Origin of the sequence: Methylobacterium oryzihabitans, assembly GCF_004004555.2 — a bacterium.
Taxonomy (GTDB): domain Bacteria; phylum Pseudomonadota; class Alphaproteobacteria; order Rhizobiales; family Beijerinckiaceae; genus Methylobacterium; species Methylobacterium oryzihabitans.
On sequence record NZ_SACP01000002.1, the window covers coordinates 14,977 to 32,782 of the forward strand.

Annotated in this window: 17 protein-coding genes; 10 read left to right on the forward strand and 7 right to left on the reverse strand. The window is 72.0% G+C overall.

Going from position 1 to position 17,806, the window contains the following annotated elements; genetic code table 11:
* Window positions 1–20 precede the first annotated feature (20 nt).
* Both EOE48_RS02595 and EOE48_RS02600 read right to left on the reverse strand, forming a co-directional pair.
* The gene (locus EOE48_RS02595; protein WP_127727223.1) at window positions 21–1,010 is read right to left on the reverse strand and encodes an ABC transporter ATP-binding protein; all 990 of its coding nucleotides are present in this window, start codon (window positions 1,008–1,010) and stop codon (window positions 21–23) included.
* Between the two features lie 196 nt (window positions 1,011–1,206).
* Window positions 1,207–1,662, reverse strand: coding sequence for a MarR family winged helix-turn-helix transcriptional regulator (locus EOE48_RS02600; protein ID WP_127727224.1), 456 nt, complete (start codon window positions 1,660–1,662; stop codon window positions 1,207–1,209).
* 119 nt (window positions 1,663–1,781) lie between these two features.
* Between EOE48_RS02600 and EOE48_RS02605 the strand changes: the two genes are divergently transcribed.
* The 8 genes from EOE48_RS02605 (at window position 1,782) to EOE48_RS02640 (ending at window position 9,300) form a co-directional block, all read left to right on the forward strand.
* On the forward strand, window positions 1,782–2,735 hold the full coding sequence (locus EOE48_RS02605; RefSeq protein ID WP_127727225.1) for an MBL fold metallo-hydrolase: 954 nt from the start codon (window positions 1,782–1,784) through the stop codon (window positions 2,733–2,735).
* Window positions 2,736–3,007: 272 nt separating this feature from the next.
* Window positions 3,008–4,666 (forward strand): FAD-dependent oxidoreductase, encoded by a 1,659-nt coding sequence (locus EOE48_RS02610; protein WP_127727226.1) that lies wholly within the window; start codon window positions 3,008–3,010, stop codon window positions 4,664–4,666.
* Complete coding sequence (locus EOE48_RS02615; protein ID WP_127727227.1) at window positions 4,666–4,917, forward strand: DUF2783 domain-containing protein; 252 nt, start codon at window positions 4,666–4,668, stop codon at window positions 4,915–4,917. The genes EOE48_RS02610 and EOE48_RS02615 overlap by 1 nt, the downstream gene beginning before the upstream one ends.
* Window positions 4,914–6,266 (forward strand): homogentisate 1,2-dioxygenase, encoded by a 1,353-nt coding sequence (gene hmgA, locus EOE48_RS02620; protein WP_127727228.1) that lies wholly within the window; start codon window positions 4,914–4,916, stop codon window positions 6,264–6,266. The genes EOE48_RS02615 and hmgA overlap by 4 nt, the downstream gene beginning before the upstream one ends.
* An 8-nt stretch (window positions 6,267–6,274) precedes the next feature.
* Window positions 6,275–7,585, forward strand: a complete 1,311-nt coding sequence (gene fahA, locus EOE48_RS02625; protein WP_127727475.1) for a fumarylacetoacetase — start codon at window positions 6,275–6,277, stop codon at window positions 7,583–7,585.
* Window positions 7,586–7,834: 249 nt separating this feature from the next.
* A complete protein-coding gene (locus EOE48_RS02630) occupies window positions 7,835–8,134 on the forward strand; it encodes an ArsR/SmtB family transcription factor (RefSeq protein WP_246153919.1) in 300 nt (99 codons plus the stop codon).
* Between the two features lie 115 nt (window positions 8,135–8,249).
* Window positions 8,250–8,423 (forward strand): metallothionein, encoded by a 174-nt coding sequence (locus tag EOE48_RS02635; RefSeq protein ID WP_127727229.1) that lies wholly within the window; start codon window positions 8,250–8,252, stop codon window positions 8,421–8,423.
* 91 nt (window positions 8,424–8,514) lie between these two features.
* Complete coding sequence (locus tag EOE48_RS02640; RefSeq protein WP_127727230.1) at window positions 8,515–9,300, forward strand: TrmH family RNA methyltransferase; 786 nt, start codon at window positions 8,515–8,517, stop codon at window positions 9,298–9,300.
* An 8-nt stretch (window positions 9,301–9,308) separates the two neighbouring features.
* Here EOE48_RS02640 and EOE48_RS02645 read toward each other — a convergent pair whose 3' ends face one another.
* Window positions 9,309–9,554 carry a hypothetical protein gene (locus EOE48_RS02645; protein WP_127727231.1) on the reverse strand — a complete coding sequence of 82 codons (246 nt, stop codon included), beginning with the start codon at window positions 9,552–9,554 and terminating at the stop codon, window positions 9,309–9,311.
* A 241-nt stretch (window positions 9,555–9,795) separates the two neighbouring features.
* Between EOE48_RS02645 and EOE48_RS02650 the strand changes: the two genes are divergently transcribed.
* Window positions 9,796–13,365 (forward strand): methyltransferase domain-containing protein, encoded by a 3,570-nt coding sequence (locus EOE48_RS02650; protein ID WP_127727232.1) that lies wholly within the window; start codon window positions 9,796–9,798, stop codon window positions 13,363–13,365.
* Window positions 13,366–13,370: 5 nt separating this feature from the next.
* Here EOE48_RS02650 and EOE48_RS02655 read toward each other — a convergent pair whose 3' ends face one another.
* From EOE48_RS02655 to EOE48_RS02670, 4 genes are read right to left on the reverse strand one after another with little or no spacing between them, the layout of a single operon-like run.
* The gene (locus EOE48_RS02655; RefSeq protein ID WP_127727233.1) at window positions 13,371–14,192 is read right to left on the reverse strand and encodes a VOC family protein; all 822 of its coding nucleotides are present in this window, start codon (window positions 14,190–14,192) and stop codon (window positions 13,371–13,373) included.
* Window positions 14,189–15,091 carry an SMP-30/gluconolactonase/LRE family protein gene (locus tag EOE48_RS02660; RefSeq protein WP_127727234.1) on the reverse strand — a complete coding sequence of 301 codons (903 nt, stop codon included), beginning with the start codon at window positions 15,089–15,091 and terminating at the stop codon, window positions 14,189–14,191. The genes EOE48_RS02655 and EOE48_RS02660 overlap by 4 nt, the downstream gene beginning before the upstream one ends.
* A 4-nt stretch (window positions 15,092–15,095) precedes the next feature.
* Window positions 15,096–15,542, reverse strand: a complete 447-nt coding sequence (locus EOE48_RS02665; protein WP_127727235.1) for a cupin domain-containing protein — start codon at window positions 15,540–15,542, stop codon at window positions 15,096–15,098.
* Complete coding sequence (locus tag EOE48_RS02670; protein WP_127727236.1) at window positions 15,539–16,015, reverse strand: DoxX family membrane protein; 477 nt, start codon at window positions 16,013–16,015, stop codon at window positions 15,539–15,541. The genes EOE48_RS02665 and EOE48_RS02670 overlap by 4 nt, the downstream gene beginning before the upstream one ends.
* A 142-nt stretch (window positions 16,016–16,157) precedes the next feature.
* Between EOE48_RS02670 and EOE48_RS02675 the strand changes: the two genes are divergently transcribed.
* Complete coding sequence (locus tag EOE48_RS02675; protein ID WP_127727237.1) at window positions 16,158–17,729, forward strand: GMC oxidoreductase; 1,572 nt, start codon at window positions 16,158–16,160, stop codon at window positions 17,727–17,729.
* The last annotated feature ends 77 nt before the right edge of the window (window positions 17,730–17,806 follow it).

Here is a 17,806-nt window from a genome sequence, read left to right on the forward strand (position 1 = left end):
CGGCCCCGGCCCCGTGGCGGTCACGCCTCGAGGCGGTGCGCCTCGTCGGCCTGCCAGCCGACCCGCACGGTGTCGCCGAGGGCCAGCGGCCGGCGGGCGAAGGCGTGGTCGCTGAGGATCGCCGTCAGCGGCGTCGCCGCGTCGGTGTCGAGCCCCGGCGCGTCGAGGCCGACATGCACGGCGCTGCCCTGGTACTCGACCGCGACGACCTGCGCCGGCACCGCCTCGGGCCCGGCCTCGGGGCCGAGCAGCATCCGGTCGGCGCGCACAGCGATGCGCCGGTCGGGCAGCGCGATGACGTTGTGGCCGCCGATGAAGCGGGCGACGAAGGCGGTGGCCGGCCGCTCGAACACCGTGCGGGGGTCGGCCGCCTGCTCGATGCGCCCGCCGTTCATCACCACCACGAGGTCGGAGAGCGCCATCGCCTCCTCCTGGCTATGGGTGACGTGCACGAAGGTGATGCCGAGGTCGGTCTGGATCCGCTTCAGCTCGGTCCGCATCCGCACCCGCAGGAACGGGTCGAGGGCCGAGAGCGGCTCGTCGAGGAGCAGCACCTTCGGGCCGGTGACGAGGGCGCGGGCGAGCGCCACGCGCTGCTGCTGGCCGCCGGAGAGCTGCGCCGGCAGCCGCTCGGCGAGCCGGTCCATCTGGACCAGGGCCAGCATCGCGTCGGCGCGGCGGTGGCGCTCGGCCTTGGCCATGCCGCGCATCTTGAGCCCGAACGCGACGTTGTCGCGGCAGTTCAGGTGCGGGAACAGGGCGTAGCTCTGGAACATCATCGCGGTGCCGCGCTGGGCGGGCGGCAGGTCGCCGACCGCCTTCGGGCCGATCACCACGTCGCCGCTCGACACCGTCTCGTGCCCGGCGATCATCCGCAGGGTCGTCGACTTGCCGCAGCCGGACGGGCCGAGCAGGCAGCAATACGAGCCCGACCGGATCTTGAGGTCGATGCCGTCGACCGCGGTGGTGTGGCCGTAGCGTTTGGTCAGGGCAGCGAGTTCGACGTCCATGCGGGCTCCCGGCGGCTGGCCCAGGGTTAGCAAGCCTCAGGCCAGCCGATCCCGCAGGCGTCATGCGAAATCCGATCGATTGCTTCGGCGATCCTGCCGGATCGCGGATTTCGGCTTCGCTCAGGCGTGTGGAGCCTCCGGCTCCACCGCGCAGGCTGGTGAGCCCGCTTGCGGACGTCATCGTCCGCAAACGCTATCACGGCTCCTCGTCGCAGCGCATCAGCCCGAGCCCCGCCTCGATCTTGCCGAGCAGGCGCTCGAACTCCCGCCGCTCGCCGGGGTCGAGCACCGCGAGCAGGCGCTCCTCGCGGGCGAGCAGCAGCGGCACCAGCTCGGCGTAGATCGCCCGCCCGGCGGGCGTGAGCGCCAGCATGATCTCGCGGCGGTCGGCCTCGTCCTCCCGGCGCTCCACCAGCCCGAGCCCGGCGAGGTGACCCACCGCCCGGCTGATCCGCGACTTGTGGGTGCGGGTGCAGCGCACGACGTAGGCGGCGCTGCGGGGCCCGTCGTGCAGGCCGAGCGTCGCCAGCACCCGCCATTCCGGGATGTCGATGCCGAAGCGGGCGTAATCCTCAGCCAGCGCCCCGCTGAACTCGGCGGCGAGGCGGTTGAGGCGGAAGGGCGAGAAGCGGAGCAGGTTCAGCCGTGCCATGCGGTCCGGGTCGGCCCCTCTTGACGGTTGCACGCGCAACGGCCTACCAGATGGTTGCGGATACAACAATCACGGTGATGCGCCGGGGACGATCCCGCGGACGCCGGGGAGGACCAGGGATGAGCAAGGGGTTCGCCAGCCAGGCCGATCTCGCCGAGAAGCGCGAGACCTTCCGCGAACTCGCCCCCGGCGTCTACGCGCTCACCGCCGAGGGCGACCCGAATTCGGGCGTCGTCGTCGGCGACGATTCGGTGCTGGTGATCGACGCCCGCGCGACGCCCCGGATGGCCGGCGACCTCGTGGCGAAGGTCCGCGAGGTGACCGACAAGCCGATCCGCCACGTCCTGCTCACCCACTACCATGCCGTGCGGGTCCTCGGCGTCGCCGGCTACCCGGACCGGGTCAACGTCATCGCCAGCGACGTCGCCCGCGCGATGATCGTCGAGCGCGGGCAGCAGGACATGGAATCGGAGATCCAGCGCTTCCCGCGGCTGTTCCGCGGGCGCGAGGAGATCCCGGGCCTGACCTGGCCGACCCTGACCTTCCACGGCGAGATGACGCTGTGGCTCGGCTCGCGCGAGGTGCGGATCGTCCATGCCGGCCGCGGCCACACCGCCGGCGACACGATCGCGTGGCTGCCGAAGGAGAAGGTCCTCTTCTCGGGCGACCTCGTGGAGTACGGCGCGACCCCCTATTGCGGCGACGCGCATTTCGGCGACTGGCCCGCCACCCTCGACCGGCTCCAGGCCCTCGATCCCGCCGCGCTGGTGCCGGGCCGCGGCGAGGCGCTGACCTCCCTGGAGCAGATCCGCGACGGGCTGGAGGGCACCCGGTCGTTCCTGCGCGACCTCTACGCCATCGCCCGATCCGGGGTGGAGGCGGGCCACGACCTCAAGGCGGTCTACGACCGGGCGATGCGGGAGATGCGGCCGAACTACGGGCACTGGGTGATCTTCGAGCACTGCATGCCGTTCGACGTCAGCCGCGCCTACGACGAAGCCAAGGGCCTCGACCACCCGCGGATCTGGACCGCCGAGCGCGACATCGAGATGTGGCGCGCGCTGGAGGGGTGAGGGGCGACCGACCACTCCCCCTTGCGTTCCGCCTCTCCCCTTTTCCCGGGCGCATGCAGCGTCAGCGGAATGCGACCCGGGATCCAGCACGAGGAATGCCGCGTAGCGGCTCCGTGCGTCGGCACCGCCGCTGAGGACGGACGCTTCGCGACTCGTTGCGCTGGTTCCCGGATCTCCTTCCGCTGACGCTTCAGTCGTCCGGGAAAGGGGAGAGGCGGGACCGACCACACCCAACCACCAGCAGGCCCCATCCACTCCCAGGACGCGCCAGCATGACTCCCAGCCCCCGCTACGCCTTCGCGGCGCCGCCGGAACTGCGCGGCCCCGGTCCCCGCCGCCCGGTGGCGGTCATCGGCTCCGGCCCGGTCGGGCTGACCTGCGCCCTCGACCTCGCGACGCGGGGCATCCCGGTGGTCGTCCTCGACGACGACGACACCGTGGCGAGCGGCAGCCGGGCGATCTGCTGGGCCAAGCGCACCCTGGAGATCTGGGACCGGCTCGGCGTCGCCGAGGCCATGGTCGCGCAGGGCGTGACCTGGAACGTCGGCCGGGTCTTCCACCGCGACCGCGAACTCTACCGCTTCGACCTGCTGCCCGAATCCGGCCACCGCCGCCCGGCGTTCATCAACCTCCCGCAATACACCGTCGAGCGGATCCTGATCGAGCGGGCGGCCGACTTCCCCGATCTGATCGATCTGCGCTGGCGCAGCGAGGTCACCGGCCTGACCCCGGTCGGCGACGGGGTCCGCCTCGCCGTCGCGACGCCGGAGGGCGCCTACGACCTCGACGTCGACTGGGTGATCGCCGCCGACGGCGCCCGCTCGCCGACCCGGACCCGGATGGGACTGGCGCTGCACGGCCAGCGCTTCGAGGAACGCTTCCTCATCGCCGACGTGCGGATGCGGGCCGCGTTTCCGACCGAGCGCCTCTTCTGGTTCGAGCCGACCTTCCATGCCGGCCAGAGCGCCCTGCTGCACCGCCAGCCCGACGACGTGTTCCGCATCGACTTCCAGCTCGGCCCCGACGCCGATCCCGACCGCGAGCGCGAACCCGAACGGGTGATGGCGCGGGTGCGCGCGGTCGTCGGCGCCGACACGCCCGTCACTCTCGAATGGTGCTCGGTCTACTCGTTCCGCTGCGCCCGGCTCGACCGGTTCGTCCACGGCCGGGTGGTGTTCGTCGGCGATGCCGCCCACGTCGTGAGCCCGTTCGGCGCCCGCGGCGGCAACGGCGGCGTGCAGGATGCCGACAACCTGTGCTGGAAGCTCGCGCTTGTGCTCAAGAGAGAGGCAAATGCTGCCCTGATAGGCACGTACGACGAGGAGCGCGGTCACGGCGCCGACGAGAATATCCTGCAATCGAGCCGCACCACCGCGTTCATGACCCCCAAGAGCCCGGCCGAGCGGCTGCTGCGCGACGGGGTGCTGGCGCTCGCCGGCGAGGCGCCGTTCGCCCGCGCGCTGCTCAATGCCGGGCGACTGTCGCGGCCGTGCAGCCTCGCCGGGCTGTCGCTCCAGACCCCGGACGACGGCGGCGGCCCGCAGGACGGCCCGGTCCCGGGCACCGCCTGCCCGGACGCCCCGGTGAGCGACGCCGCCGGGCGGCCGGGCTGGCTGCTCGACCGCCTCGGCGGCACGGGCTTCACGCTGCTGGTCTTCGCCGGTGCGGCGCCGCCGGTGCTGCCGGACCTGCCCGGTCTCGGAATCGTGGTGGTGGCCGCGACCCCGCTCGCCGTCGCGGGCGCCGAATCCCTGGCCGATCCCGACGGCGTCGCCGCCCGGCGCTACGGCGCGATGCCGGGCACGACCTACCTGATCCGGCCCGACGCCCACGTCGCGGCACGCTTCGCCGCGCCGGACGGGGCCGCGATCGCCGCCGCCCTGGCGCGGGCGACCGGCCGGGCCGGCGCCCCTTTCCGGGAGGCGGCGTGATGCTGCGCCGGGACGACGGCTTCGCCGGCCGCGGCGACGACGCCTTCGCGCTGCTGATCCGCGCCCATGACGGCCTGAGCGAGGCCGAGAGCGCGGCGCTCAACGCCCGCCTCGTCCTGATCCTCGCCCACGAGGTCGGCGACCTCGCGGTGCTGGACGCGGCGGTCGCCCTGGCGCGACACTCCCTGAATCCCGAGCCTTCCCCAGGAAAGCCTTCTCCCAGCGAACCTTCCCCCGGAGAGACCCCATGAACCAGCATGCCCGCCTCGACGGCGCGTCCGCGGCGTCCTCCACCGGCCTCCATCCCGGCTACCTGTCCGGCTTCGGCAACGGCTTCGAGACCGAGGCGCTGCCCGGCGCCCTGCCGGTCGGCCGCAACTCGCCGCAACGATGCCCCTACGGCCTCTACGCCGAGCAGATCTCCGGCTCGCCGTTCACCGCACCGCGCACCACCAACGAGCGCTCCTGGCTCTACCGCATCCGCCCGACCGTCGCGCACTGGAACCGCTTCACGAAGTGCGACGCCCGGCTGTGGCGCACCGCCCCGGCACAGGAGGTCGAGATGCCGCCCGCGCCCCTGCGCTGGGATCCCGTGCCGATCCCCGACGCGCCGCTCTCCTTCGTCGAGGGCATCCACACCATGACCACGGCGGGCGATGCCGGCGCGCAGGCCGGGATGGGCGCGCATCTCTACCTCGCCACCCGCTCGATGCGGGACGAGTATTTCTATAACGCCGACGGCGAGATGCTGGTGGTGCCCCAGCAGGGCCGCCTGCGCTTCGCCACCGAGTTCGGGATCATCGACGCCGGACCCGGCGAGATCGTGGTCATCCCGCGCGGGGTGAAGATCCGGGTCGAGCTCCTCGACGGCCCGGCGCGCGGCTACGTCTGCGAGAATTACGGCGGCGCCTTCACCCTGCCGGAGCGCGGCCCGATCGGCGCCAACTGCCTCGCCAACCCGCGCGACTTCCTCACCCCGGTCGCCGCCTACGAGGACCGCGAGGCGCCCGGCACGATGCTGGTGAAATGGGGCGGCTCCCTGTGGGCGGCCGAGATCGCCCACTCGCCCCTCGACGTGGTGGCCTGGCACGGCAACTACGCGCCCTACAAGTACGACCTGCGCAAGTTCTCGCCGGTCGGCCCGATCCTGTTCGATCACGCCGACCCGTCGATCTTCACCGTGCTGACCTCGCCCTCCGAGACACCCGGCACCGCCAACATCGACTTCGTGCTGTTCTCCGACCGCTGGCTGGTGGCGGAGAACACGTTCCGGCCGCCGTGGTATCACCTGAACGTCATGAGCGAGTTCATGGGGCTGGTCTACGGGGTCTACGACGCCAAGACCGGCGGTGGCTTCCGGCCCGGCGGCGCCTCGCTGCACAACACGCTGCTGCCGCACGGGCCGGACGTCGACGCCTTCGAGAAGGCGTCGAGCGTGGAGCTCAAGCCGCACAAGCTCGAAGGCACCCTCGCCTTCATGTTCGAGACGCGGTTTCCCCAGAAGGTCAGCCGCTTCGCCGCCGAGACGCCGGCCCTGCAAGCCGATTACGGCGATTACGGCCACCGCCTCGCCCGCCACTTCGACCCGACCCGGCCGTGAGCGCACCGATGATCGACGCCACCCACGACCCGGCCCGGCGCAGCCTCGTCGCCTCGGCCAACGGCCATCCGGACTTCGCGATCCAGAACCTGCCGCTGGGCGTGTTCTCGCCGGAGGGCGGGGCGCCCCGCGGCGGGGTCGCGATCGGCGACCGGATCCTCGACCTCCCCGCCGCCCTCGGCCTCGGCCTCCTCGACGGGCCGGCGCGGGCGGCCGCCGAGGCCGCTGCGGGCGAGGCGCTGAACCCCTACTTCGCGCTCCCGGCCGCGACGCGGGGGGCGCTGCGCGCCCGGCTGAGCGACCTTCTCCGCGAGGACGGCCCGGAGCGGGCCCGGATCGAGGCCGCCGGCGAGGGCCTGCTGCACCGGGCGGGTGCCTGCCGGATGCACCTGCCGGCGCGGATCGGCGACTACACCGACTTCTACGCCGGCCTCCACCACGCGGTGGCGGTCGGGCGGCTGTTTCGCCCCGACGCGCCGCTGCTGCCGAACTACAAGCACGTCCCGATCGGCTATCACGGCCGGGCCTCGTCGGTGGTGGTGTCCGGCGAGCCGGTGTACCGGCCGCACGGCCAGCGCCGGCCCGGCGACCAGCCGGCACCGGATTTCGGCCCCTGCCGCAACCTCGACTACGAACTCGAACTCGGGATCTGGATCGGCCCCGGCAACGCCCGCGGCGAGCCGGTCGCGATCGCCGAGGCCGGGAGCCGGATCGCCGGCTTCTGCCTGCTCAACGACTGGTCGGCGCGCGACATCCAGGCTTGGGAGTACCAGCCGCTCGGGCCGTTCCTCGCCAAGAGCTTCTGCACCACGGTCTCGCCGTGGGTGGTCACCGCCGAGGCGCTGGCGCCGTTCCGCATCCCCCAGGCGCCGCGACCGGAGGGCGATCCCCGCCCCCTCCCCTACCTCGCCGACGAGGCCGACGCCGCCGCGGGCGCCCTCGACATCGACCTCGACGTGCTCCTGCTCACCCCCGGGATGCGCGAGCCCGAGCGCCTCGCCCGCAGCAACGCCCGCCACCTGTACTGGACCGCGGCGCAGCTCGTGGCACATCACGCCTCCAACGGCTGTCCGCTCAATCCCGGCGACCTCCTCGGCACCGGCACCATCTCGGGGCCGGACCAGGACGGCTGCGGCAGCCTGCTCGAACTCAACCGCGGCGGGCGCGAGCCGGTCCGGCTGGCCAGCGGCGAGACCCGCCGCTTCCTGGAGGACGGCGACACGGTGATCCTGCGCGCGACCTGCCGCCGCGACGGCTTCGCACCGATCGGCTTCGGCGAGGCGCGCGGGGTGGTGACGGCGGGCAGGGCAATCGGGTGAAACCCGATTGCCCTGTGATACGGATGTCGGACGATTCGTTCCGAAATCCGTATCACCAGCCCGCGCGGCGCTTGAGCGAAGCCGAAATCCGCATCGCGAATGCGATCCCGCAGGGGTCGCCGAGCGATCAATCGGATTTCGTATGACGGCGGGCCTGCGCGCTTGATCCCGCCGCGCTCCTGCGATACATGCACACTTGTTCATGTATTCGAGGGAACCGGACACCTGCGGCAGGACCAGATCGGACAGGTGGCGGAGCTGTTCAGCCTGCTGGGGGATCCCAACCGGCTGAGGATCGTGCTCGCCTGCCTCGACGGACCACGAAGCGTCGGCGAGATCGCCGAGGAGGTCGGGGCGAGCCAGTCGCTCACCTCGCACCATCTGCGCCTGCTGCGGACCGCCCGTCTGCTGCGGCCGGAGCGGGCGGGGCGGAGCGTGCGCTACGTCCTCGACGACGACCACGTCCGCGACGTGATCCGCACCATGGTCTCGCATGTCTGCGACCCGCATGAGCACCGGGACGGCGAGGCCAGACCGGACCACCCGTGATGCGACATCCGGACGATTCGTTCGGACATCGCATCACCAGCCCGCGTGGCGCCTGAGCGAAGCTGACATCCGCTTCGCGAAGCGACCGCTCGGATTTCCATGCGAGGAGGCCGTGATGGCGAGCGTCGACGTCGAGATGGTGAAGTGTGCCTGCACCGATTGCGTGTGCATCGTGTCCCTGGAGAAGGCGGTGATGCGCGAGGAGCGCGCCTTCTGCTGCGACGAGTGCGCCGACGGCCACAAGGACCACCCGGGCTGCGAGCACGCCGGCTGCACCTGCCACGGCTGAGGGCCGCCGAGCGGATCCGGGCTTGACGCGGCCGCGGCCGGCGTCTTGAAGCTGCGCCTCCCTTTCGAGACTGGCGACGGCGGACGAGGCGATGGCGAAGAAACGGGGAGCGCCGCGGCCGGGCATGCGCCGGGGCGGTCCGAAACGGCCCGACAACCCCCGTGAGATCCACGAGGGCCGGATGGTGCTCTACGGCTGGCACCCGGTCGCGGAGGCCCTGCGCAACCCCGACCGGGCGGTCCACCGCCTGCTCGCGACCGAGAACGGCGCCGCGCGCCTCGCCGACGAGATCGGCGAGTTGCGGATCGCTCCCGAGATCGTCCGCCCGGGCGAGATCACCGCGATCGTCGGGCCCGACGCGGTCCACCAGGGTCTCTACCTTGAGGCCGAGGCCCTGGCCGGGCCGGATTTCGACGCCCTGCCGGCCGACGCGGTGCTGCTCGCCCTCGACCAGATCACCGATCCCCACAACGTCGGCGCCATCGTGCGCACGGCGGCGGCGTTCGGCGTCACCGCCATCGTCACCACCGCCCGCCACTCCCCGGCCGCCACCGGCGTGATGGCGAAGTCGGCCTCGGGCGGGCTGGAGCACGTCCCGCTCATCATCGTGCGCAACCTCGCCGCGGCGCTGATCCAGCTCGGCGAGCGCGGCTTCACCCGCGTCGGGCTCGATTCCGAGGCCGCGACGCCGCTGGAGGAGGTCGCCCCGAAGGCGCCGCTGGTGATCGTGCTCGGCGCCGAGGGCAAGGGCCTGCGCCAGCGCACCCGCGAGTGCTGCGACGTGATGGCGAAGATCGCCTTCACCGGCGCGATCCAGAGCCTCAACGTCTCCAACGCCGCGGCGATCACCCTCTACGCCCTCGTGCCGCGGCGCTGAGCCCGGAGCTATCCCGAGAGCGGCGCGAAGAAGCACAGGACGGTGTTGCCGCGGTGGCACCAGTGGAAGCCGCCGTCCTGGCTCGGCCTTACCTTGTCGAGGGGGATGAACACCCCGTGGGTACGGTAGCCGCCGGGCACCTCGACGGCGTCGGTCACCGGCTCGCAATCCTCGTTCGAGCAGCATTCGAGCGGGTACCAGGAATGCGCGGGCTGGAACAGCGAGAGCGCGGCGACGGTGAGAGCGACCTTCATGGGGGGCTGAACTCCCTGGCTGGCCCGGCCGTCCGGGCCGAACGAGGGGCCGCACGGGTCGTGCCAAGCTCGGGTCCTACGCGACCCCCGCCCGGCAAAAGCCCCGTGCAAGCTTGCGACCTTACGCCTCGGATCACCTCGCCCGCCATCCGGCCGCGCGCGGGTCCGGGGCGCGCACGGCTCCGGGCCGTGCGGCCGGACATCCCGAACCGTCCGCGAGCCGACGAGTCAGGATCCGTCCATGAACCTCCATCGCCCCATCGTCCCGTCACGGATGAACCTCGGCTCCGGCAAGGACTTCCGGCTCGAATACCTCAACGTCGACATCGACCCGAGCTGGTATCCGGACGTCCTCATCGACCTCAGCACCGCCGAGGGGCTGGAGGACGGGTTCACGGTCGAGACCGCCCGGTTCGGCCCGGTCACGCTCCAGCCCGGCAGCTTCGACGAGATCATCGCCTACGACGTGCTGGAGCAGGTGCCCGATCTCATCGGCATGATGACGGCCTGCCTGAAGCTGCTGCGGCTCGGCGGCACCTTCGACATCAACGTGCCCTACGACCTGTCCTTCGGCGCGTGGCAGGACCCGACCCACCTGCGCACCTTCAACGAGCGCAGCTGGCAGTACTATTCCGAGTGGTTCTGGTATCTCGGCTGGAACGAGGCCCGCTTCGAGCGCGACACGCTCCAGTACGTCCTGTCGCCGGTCGGCATCGAGCTGCACGAGAAGGGCGTCGACGGCCAGGAGCTGACCCGGGTGCCGCGCGCGATCGACTCGCTCCAGGTGCGCCTGCGCAAGGTCGAGCTGTCGGAGGAGGACCGCCACACCTGGAACATCTACCGCGAGGGGCCGCGCCAGGAGGCGCAGTCCCGCGCCGCCATGCTGGCCAACGCCCGGGCCCTCGCCGAGGCCGCCGGCCCTGCCCCCGGGCAGGCCGCCGGCCCGGCGCCCGGGGCTCCGGCACGGCCCGCACGCCCGGAGGCCCCGGCTCCCGTCGCGAACCTGCACACGCCGATGGCGGTCTCCTCCGCCCCGGCTCCCGCGATGACGCCCGACCCGGCTCCTGCCGCTGCCCTCGCGCCGTTCTCCGGCGGATGGAGCACCGTCCGGGACCGGCACTGCCTCTGGATCGTCGCGCCCGACGGCAACCCGCACCATCAGGCCTTCGCCGAGATCGCCGAGGGCCTGCAGGAGGCGTTCGCCGAACTCGGCGGCTCCGCGCCGGTCGTCTACCACCCGTCCGAGTGGCGCGGCCGGCTGCCGATCGTCTTCGGCGCGCACCTGCTCACCAAGACCGGCCTCCCGCCCCTCCCCGAGGGCAGCATCGTCTTCAACCTGGAACAGATCTCCGACGAGAGCCAGGTCCTGAACCGGAACTACTTCACGCTGATGCGCAAGCATTCGGTGCTCGACTTCAGCGACCGCAACCGGCGCACCCTGGTCCGGGCCGGCATCCCCCATGCGGACCTGCTCGAGGTCGGCTACAGCCCCGGCCTCACCCGCATCCGTCCGGTCGCCCAGGCGGACAAGGACATCGACGTCCTGTTCTACGGCTCCACCAACGAGCGCCGGGCCCGCATCCTGACCGCGCTCCAGGAGAAGGGCCTGAAGGTCGCCAACCTGTTCGGCGTCTACGGCGAGGAGCGCGACGCGATGATCGCCCGCGCCAAGGTGGTGCTGAACCTGCACTACTACCGCGCCTCGATCTTCGAGGCGGTGCGGGTGTCCTACCTGCTGGCCAACCGCGTCTGCGTCGTGTCGGAGGGGGAGCCGGGCGATCCGGACGCGGCGCGCTTCGCCGGCGGCCTCGCCATGGTCCCTTACGACGCCCTGGTGGCGACCTGCGTCGCCCTGGCGGCCGATCCGGAGCGGCGCGAGTCCCTCGCCGAGGCCGGCTTCGCGCGCATGCTGGCGTCGCGGCAGGCCGACCTGCTTCGCGCGCGGTTCTTCCCGGACGCGCCGGAGCCGGCCCCGCTGCCGGCCGCTCTCGCGGCACCGACGCACGCCGCGCCCGATCCGGAAGTGGTTCCGCTTCCCGCGGCGGAGATGGTCCCCGCCCCCGCGGAGGAAGCGGCGGCCATCCCCGCCGCGGCGGTGGCCACCGTCGTCGTGCGTGACATGGTTCCCGCCCCCGCAGCGGAAGCGGTCGCGCCCGCCACGACGCCCCGCCATCTTCCCCAGGGCTACGTGGTCCGGACCGGGAACGAGCACTTCATCGACGCGCCGACCGGCATCGTCCACCAGCATCAGGTCTACGAGATCGCCGCCTACCTCGTGCAGCGCGGCGGCTTCGAGCGGATCATCGACGTCGGCTGCGGGTCGGGCGAGAAGCTGCGTGCCCTCGACGACCGCTGCCAGATCATCGCCGTCGACGCCGCGCCGATGCGCGACCTCGTGGCCGCGAACCTGCCCAAGGCGCTGTTCGTCGAGCACGACCTGGAGACGGGCGTGCCGCGGCTGAACCGGCAGGTGCTGTCGAACGCGGTCATCCTCTGCTCGGACGTGATCGAGCACCTGCGCGAGCCGGAGCATCTGCTGCGCGACCTCGCCCGGATGTCGAAGACCAGCGCCTACACCCTGCTCTCGACGCCCGACCGGGTGCGGGCCCGCGGGCTGCTCGACCAGGGCCCGCCCACCAACCCCGCCCACACCATGGAATGGACCGCCGACGAGCTCGGCCGCTTCCTGCGCGATTGCGGTTTCCCGGACCAGTCCTTCCTCGGCTACACCCTCAACAACGACCACGACCTCGCCCGCAGCACGGTCCTGTCGATCGCGGGGCGCGAGGCGTCCTACCGGCCCCAGCCCGTCGCCCGGACGGTGGCGGCGGTCATCAACGTCTTCAACGAGAACGACGTGATCGAGACGGTGGTGCGCTACCTGCACGACCAGGGCGTCGAGGTCCACGTCATCGACAACTGGTCGACCGACGGCTCCCTGGAGACCGTGCTGGCGCTGGCGCAGGAGGGCGTCTGCGTCCGGGTCCTGCGCTTCCCCGAGCAGCCGACCGACCAGTACCTCTGGGCCGACCAGTTGCGCCACACCGCCGCCTACGCGGCGACGCTGTCGGCGGACTGGGTGATCCACTACGACGCCGACGAGCTGCGGGCCTCGCCCTGGCGCGGCGTCTCGCTCGTCGACGCGATCGGCTTCGTGGATGCCTGCGGCTACACGGCGATCGACTTCACCGTGGTGAACTTCCCGTTCACGCGCGGGCAGGCGCCGCAGCCGTTCTCGCCGCACAACTACCGCTTCTTCGATTTCGGCCGCGATCCCTCGCACCTGCGACAGATCAAGGGCTGGAAGAACACCGGGCAGGTGGTCGATCTCGCCTCCAGCGGCGGCCACGTGGCGCAGTTCCCCGGCCTGCGGGTCTACCCGCTGAAGTTCCTCAACCGGCACTACCCGCTGCGCTCGCCCGAGCAGGCGATGCGCAAGGTGTTCCGCGACCGGCTGCCGCGCATCGAGAAGGAGCGCAGCGAGCTGCGCTGGCACACCCACTACGACACCTACGAGGCCACGAAGGTGATCGAGCCGTGGCGACGCCAGGAACTGCTGAACTTCGACCCCAACATGTTCGAGGCCGAGTATCTGGTCGAGCGCCTGACCGGCATCGGCATCGAGACCGACGCCCGCGCGGTGCCCAACATCGACACGCGCTTCCGCCAGGACGCGATGCAGCGCGAGGCGCAGGTCGCCATCGAGCGCGGCATCCGCGATCTGGCGCAGGAGAACGCGAGACTGCGCGACGAACTCGCCCGCCTGTGGGACGACCGCAGCGGTCTGGCGAAGCAGGTGGCGGCCGAGTAGGAGGCTCACCCGGCGGCCGCGACCTCGATCCAGTGCCCGTCCGGGTCGCGCAGGATCAGCCGGTCGGATTCGTCGGCGGCGATCCGGTCGGCGAGCCCGGCGCGCAGACCAGCGACCCTCTCCGGCGACCCGGGCGCGAAGACCAGCCGGGTCGCCGCGGCGGCGTCGTGCGACGGCCTCGAACCACTGCGGTCGAAGTCGCCGCGGTAGCACAGCAGCTCGACATGCGGCGGCCCGCCGCCCGGCAGGCCGAGGGCGGTGACCTCGACCTGCGGGTCGGCGACCGCGTCGAGCCGGGCCTGTTCCGGGCCGTGGTTGAGCGAGCGCCCGGCGACGCGGAGCCCGAGGCGCTCGTAGAACGCGACGCTGCGGCCGGTGTCGGCGACCGAGATCGCCGAGTGGTCGATGCCGAGATGGAGGCCGGGCCGGCGCCACGCCTCGGGCACGCCGTTCGCCGGAAAGGCCAGCAATTCGAGCGGGTGGCCCTCGGGGTCGCGGAACTTGAACGCGCTCACGCCCCCGGAGCGGTCCGGCAGGCGCTCGGGCCCGGCCCGCGAGATCGGCGTCCAGCCGGGCACGGCGCGAAGCTGCGCATAGGCCGCCGCCATGTCGGAGACCACGATCGCGGCATGCTGGAACAGCGGGCTCCAGCCGGGCACCTCGGCCGGGTACGGCCGCGCCGCCCCGCCGAGGAGGTCGACCGGCAGGCCGCCGAGTTCGACCCCGCCCGCGCGCCGGGAGAAGCCGAGGGCGCGCGCGTAGAACTCCGCCAGCCGGTCCGGGTCGGTGCAGACGAGGCGCAGGCGCGCCAGACGCAGCCCGCTCACGGCCACTGCACCCCGCGCCGGTCGAGGAAGATGCCGTACAGGGTGTGCGAGCCGCCGATGAACAGCCGGTTCTTGTGCAGCCCCCCGAAGGTGAGGTTCGAGACCCGGTGCGGCACCAGGATCTTGCCGAGGAGCTTTCCGTCCGGGTCGAGGCAATGCACGCCGTCGGCGGCGCTCGACCAGACATTGCCATCCTCGTCGACCCGCATCCCGTCGCAATAGCCCGGCGCGATGGTGTGGAAGACGTCGCCGCCGGTGAGGCGACCGTCCGGCCCGACGTCGAACACCCGGATGTACTGGCGCGGGTTCGGCTTCCTCTGGTCGCCGGTCTCGGCGACGTAGAGCCGGCGCTCGTCGGGCGAGAAGGCGAGGCCGTTCGGCCCGTCGAAATCCGTCGCCATCGCGTCGAGGCGGCCGGTCTCGGGATCGAGGCGGTAGAGGGCCGGCGGCTGCTCGGAGACCTGCCGGCCGCCCTCGTAGTCGTTCGAGATGCCGTAGAGCGGGTCGGTGAACCAGATCGTGCCGTCGGACTTCACCACCACGTCGTTGGGCGCGTTGAGGCGCCGGCCGTCGTGGTGGGTCGCCAGCACCGTCACCTCCCCGGTCGGCTCGGTGCGGGTGAGGCAGCGGCCGCGATGCGAGCAGGCGATCAGCCGGCCCTGGCGGTCGCGGGTCTGGCCGTTGGCGTAGTCCGAGGGCGCGCGGTAGACCGAGAAACCCTCGCCCTCGATCCAGCGCATCGTGCGGTTGCGCGGCAGATCCTGGAACAGCAGGCAGTTCGCGTCGCCGAACCACACCGGTCCCTCGATCCAGCGGAAGCCCGAGCCGAGTTCCTCGAGCGGGGCGTTGGCGAGGATGTAATGCGCGAAGCGGGGATCGTGGATCTCGAACCCGTCCATGGCGTCACCGGAACCGGCAGGCCGCGGCGAGGGTCGGGGCCGCGTCGAACTGCACGATCATCAGCACGCAGGGCTCGTCGCCGACCGTTCCGGAATAATGCCCCTTGCGGCCGTCGGTCTCGCGGGTGTTCTGGTCCTCGCCGAACGAGATCTCGCCCGGCCCCATCTCGACCCGGGTCCCGTCCATCGCCTCGACGAACCAGCGGCCGGAGAGCGGGATGATCCATTGCGGCTTCGGGTTCTCGTGCCAGTCGCCGGTCCAGCCGACCGGCTGCACGGTCACGAACACCGTGGCGCCGTCGCGGGTCTTCTGCCCCTGCCATTGCGGCGCGGCCGGCGGCGACATCGACTTGCGCTCGAACTCGGTCATGTGGCAGCGGGACTGGCGGCTGATGCCGGCCTCGTCGGTCCACAGGTGCCAGTAGGGGATGCGCGGGCTGTCGTCGGTCATGGCTGCTCCCGGACGATCCGGTAGGGGTCGGAGGAGGCCAGCGGCGCGTCGAGGAAGCGCGCGACGCCGTCGGCCCCGGTGCCGAAGGTGATGAGGAGAAAGCCGCCGGCCAGCGCGAGGTTCTTCCAGAAGTCCCAGAACAGGGTGCGGCCCCGGCTCTGCGGCCCGTCCCAGAAGTCGCCGGGCTTCCAGAACGGCTTCCACAGCAGGGCGGTGACGGCGCAGTAGCCGGCGAGCACGAAGGCGGCGGCGCGGTCGGCGATGCCGGTGAGGACGCCCAGCGACATCACCACCTCGACGAACAGCCCGGCGCAGATCAGCGCCGCGGCGGCCCCCCGGCTCGCCACCGCCTCCTGCGCCTGCCCGACCGCGCCGCGGAAGTTGAGGATCTTGTCGAGGGCGCTGAACGGCAGGAACAGCAGCACCAGGACGAGGCGGACCAGGAACGCCACGACGAGGCTCAGGGACGGCATCGGGACCTCATCCTCGCCGGCAGGGCGCGACATTGCCGGCCGCGACATTCCGGCAAAGTGGGGCGGGATCGACGGGCGGGCAGCCCCCTCCATATGCACCCGCGACATGACGGGGCGCACCCGCCGCCAGGGAACCCGAGCGATGGATCAATCCCGGCACTACGACGCGGTGGTCATCGGCTCGGGGCCGGGGGGCGGCACGATGGCGTGGCGCCTCGCGCAGACCGGCAAGCGGGTGCTGCTGCTGGAGCGCGGCGGCTACCTGCCGCGCGAGCGCGAGAACTGGGACAGCCAGGCGGTGTTCGTCGATGCCCGCTACCAGGCGCCCGAGACGTGGTACGGCGCCGACGGGTCGCGCTTCCATCCCGGCCTGCACTACTATGTCGGCGGCAACAGCAAGGTCTACGGCGCGGTGCTGCTGCGCCTGCGCGAGCGCGACTTCCACGCGGTCCGCCACGTCGACGGCGTGTCGCCGGAATGGCCGCTGAAATACGACGTGTTCGAGCCCTATTATCAGGCCGCCGAGGAGCTGTTCCACGTCCACGGCCTGCGCGGCGAGGACCCGACCGAGCCGCCGGCGCCCAAGCCCTACGCCTACCCGCCGGTCTCGCACGAGCCGCGGATCCAGGAGTTGTTCGACGGGCTCAGGCGCGAGGGCCACCGCCCGTTCCACCTGCCGGTCGGCGTGCTGCTCGACGAGCGCGACGGCAAGCCTCTGCCGCACTCGGCCTGCATCCGCTGCGACGCCTTCGACGGCTATCCCTGCCTCACCAACGGCAAGGCCGACGCCCAGGTGATCTGCGTCGACCCGGCGCTCGCCGCCCACGACAACCTCACCCTGTGGACCGGCGCCTATGTCGAGCGCCTCGTCACCGATCCGGCCGGGCGCAGCGTCACCGGGGTCGAGCTGGTGCGCGACGGGGTGCGCCAGACCGTGTCCGGCGACATCGTGGTGGTGGCCTGCGGCGCCCTGTCCTCGGCGCTGCTGCTGCTGCGCTCGGGCAGCGACGCCCATCCGGACGGGCTCGCCAACCGCTCGGGCCTCGTCGGGCGCAACTACATGCGCCACAACAACTCGACCGTGCTGGCGATCTCGAAGACGCCGAACCCGACCCGGTTCCAGAAGACCCTCGGGCTCAACGACTTCTATTTCGGCTCGGACGACTGGGAGTACCCCCTCGGCCACATCCAGATGGTCGGCAAGTCCGACGGCACCCAGATCCACGGCGAGGGGCTTCCGGGCTTCCTGCAATGGTTCCCCGAGAAGCCGTTCGACTGGATCGCCCGGCACTCCCTCGACTTCTGGCTCACCTCCGAGGACCTGCCGCGGCCGGAGAACCGGATCTTCTACGACGGCGACCGGGTGCGGCTCGACCTGACCCAGACCAACGAGGAGGCGCACCGGCGCCTGCGCGGCAAGCTGCGCGACCTGTGCGACCGGCTCGACGTGCACCCGCACCTGTTCGACCGCTCGCTCTACCTCGGCAAGGACGTGCCGATCGGCGGCACCGCGCATCAGGCCGGCACCCTGCGCTTCGGCGAGGACCCGGCGGGTTCGGTGCTCGACCTCGACTGCCGGGCGCACGGGGTCGACAACCTCTACGTCACCGATGCGAGCTTCTTCCCGTCGATCGGCGCGGTGAACCCGACCCTCACCATCATCGCCAACGCCCTGCGGGTCGGCGACATCGTGGCGGGGCGGCTCGGGGGGTGAGCGGGCCGCGGGGCCGGGCCGATTTCGTATGACAGCGCGGCGTTCGCGGCTTAGACGGGCGGGATTCCTCCCGTCGG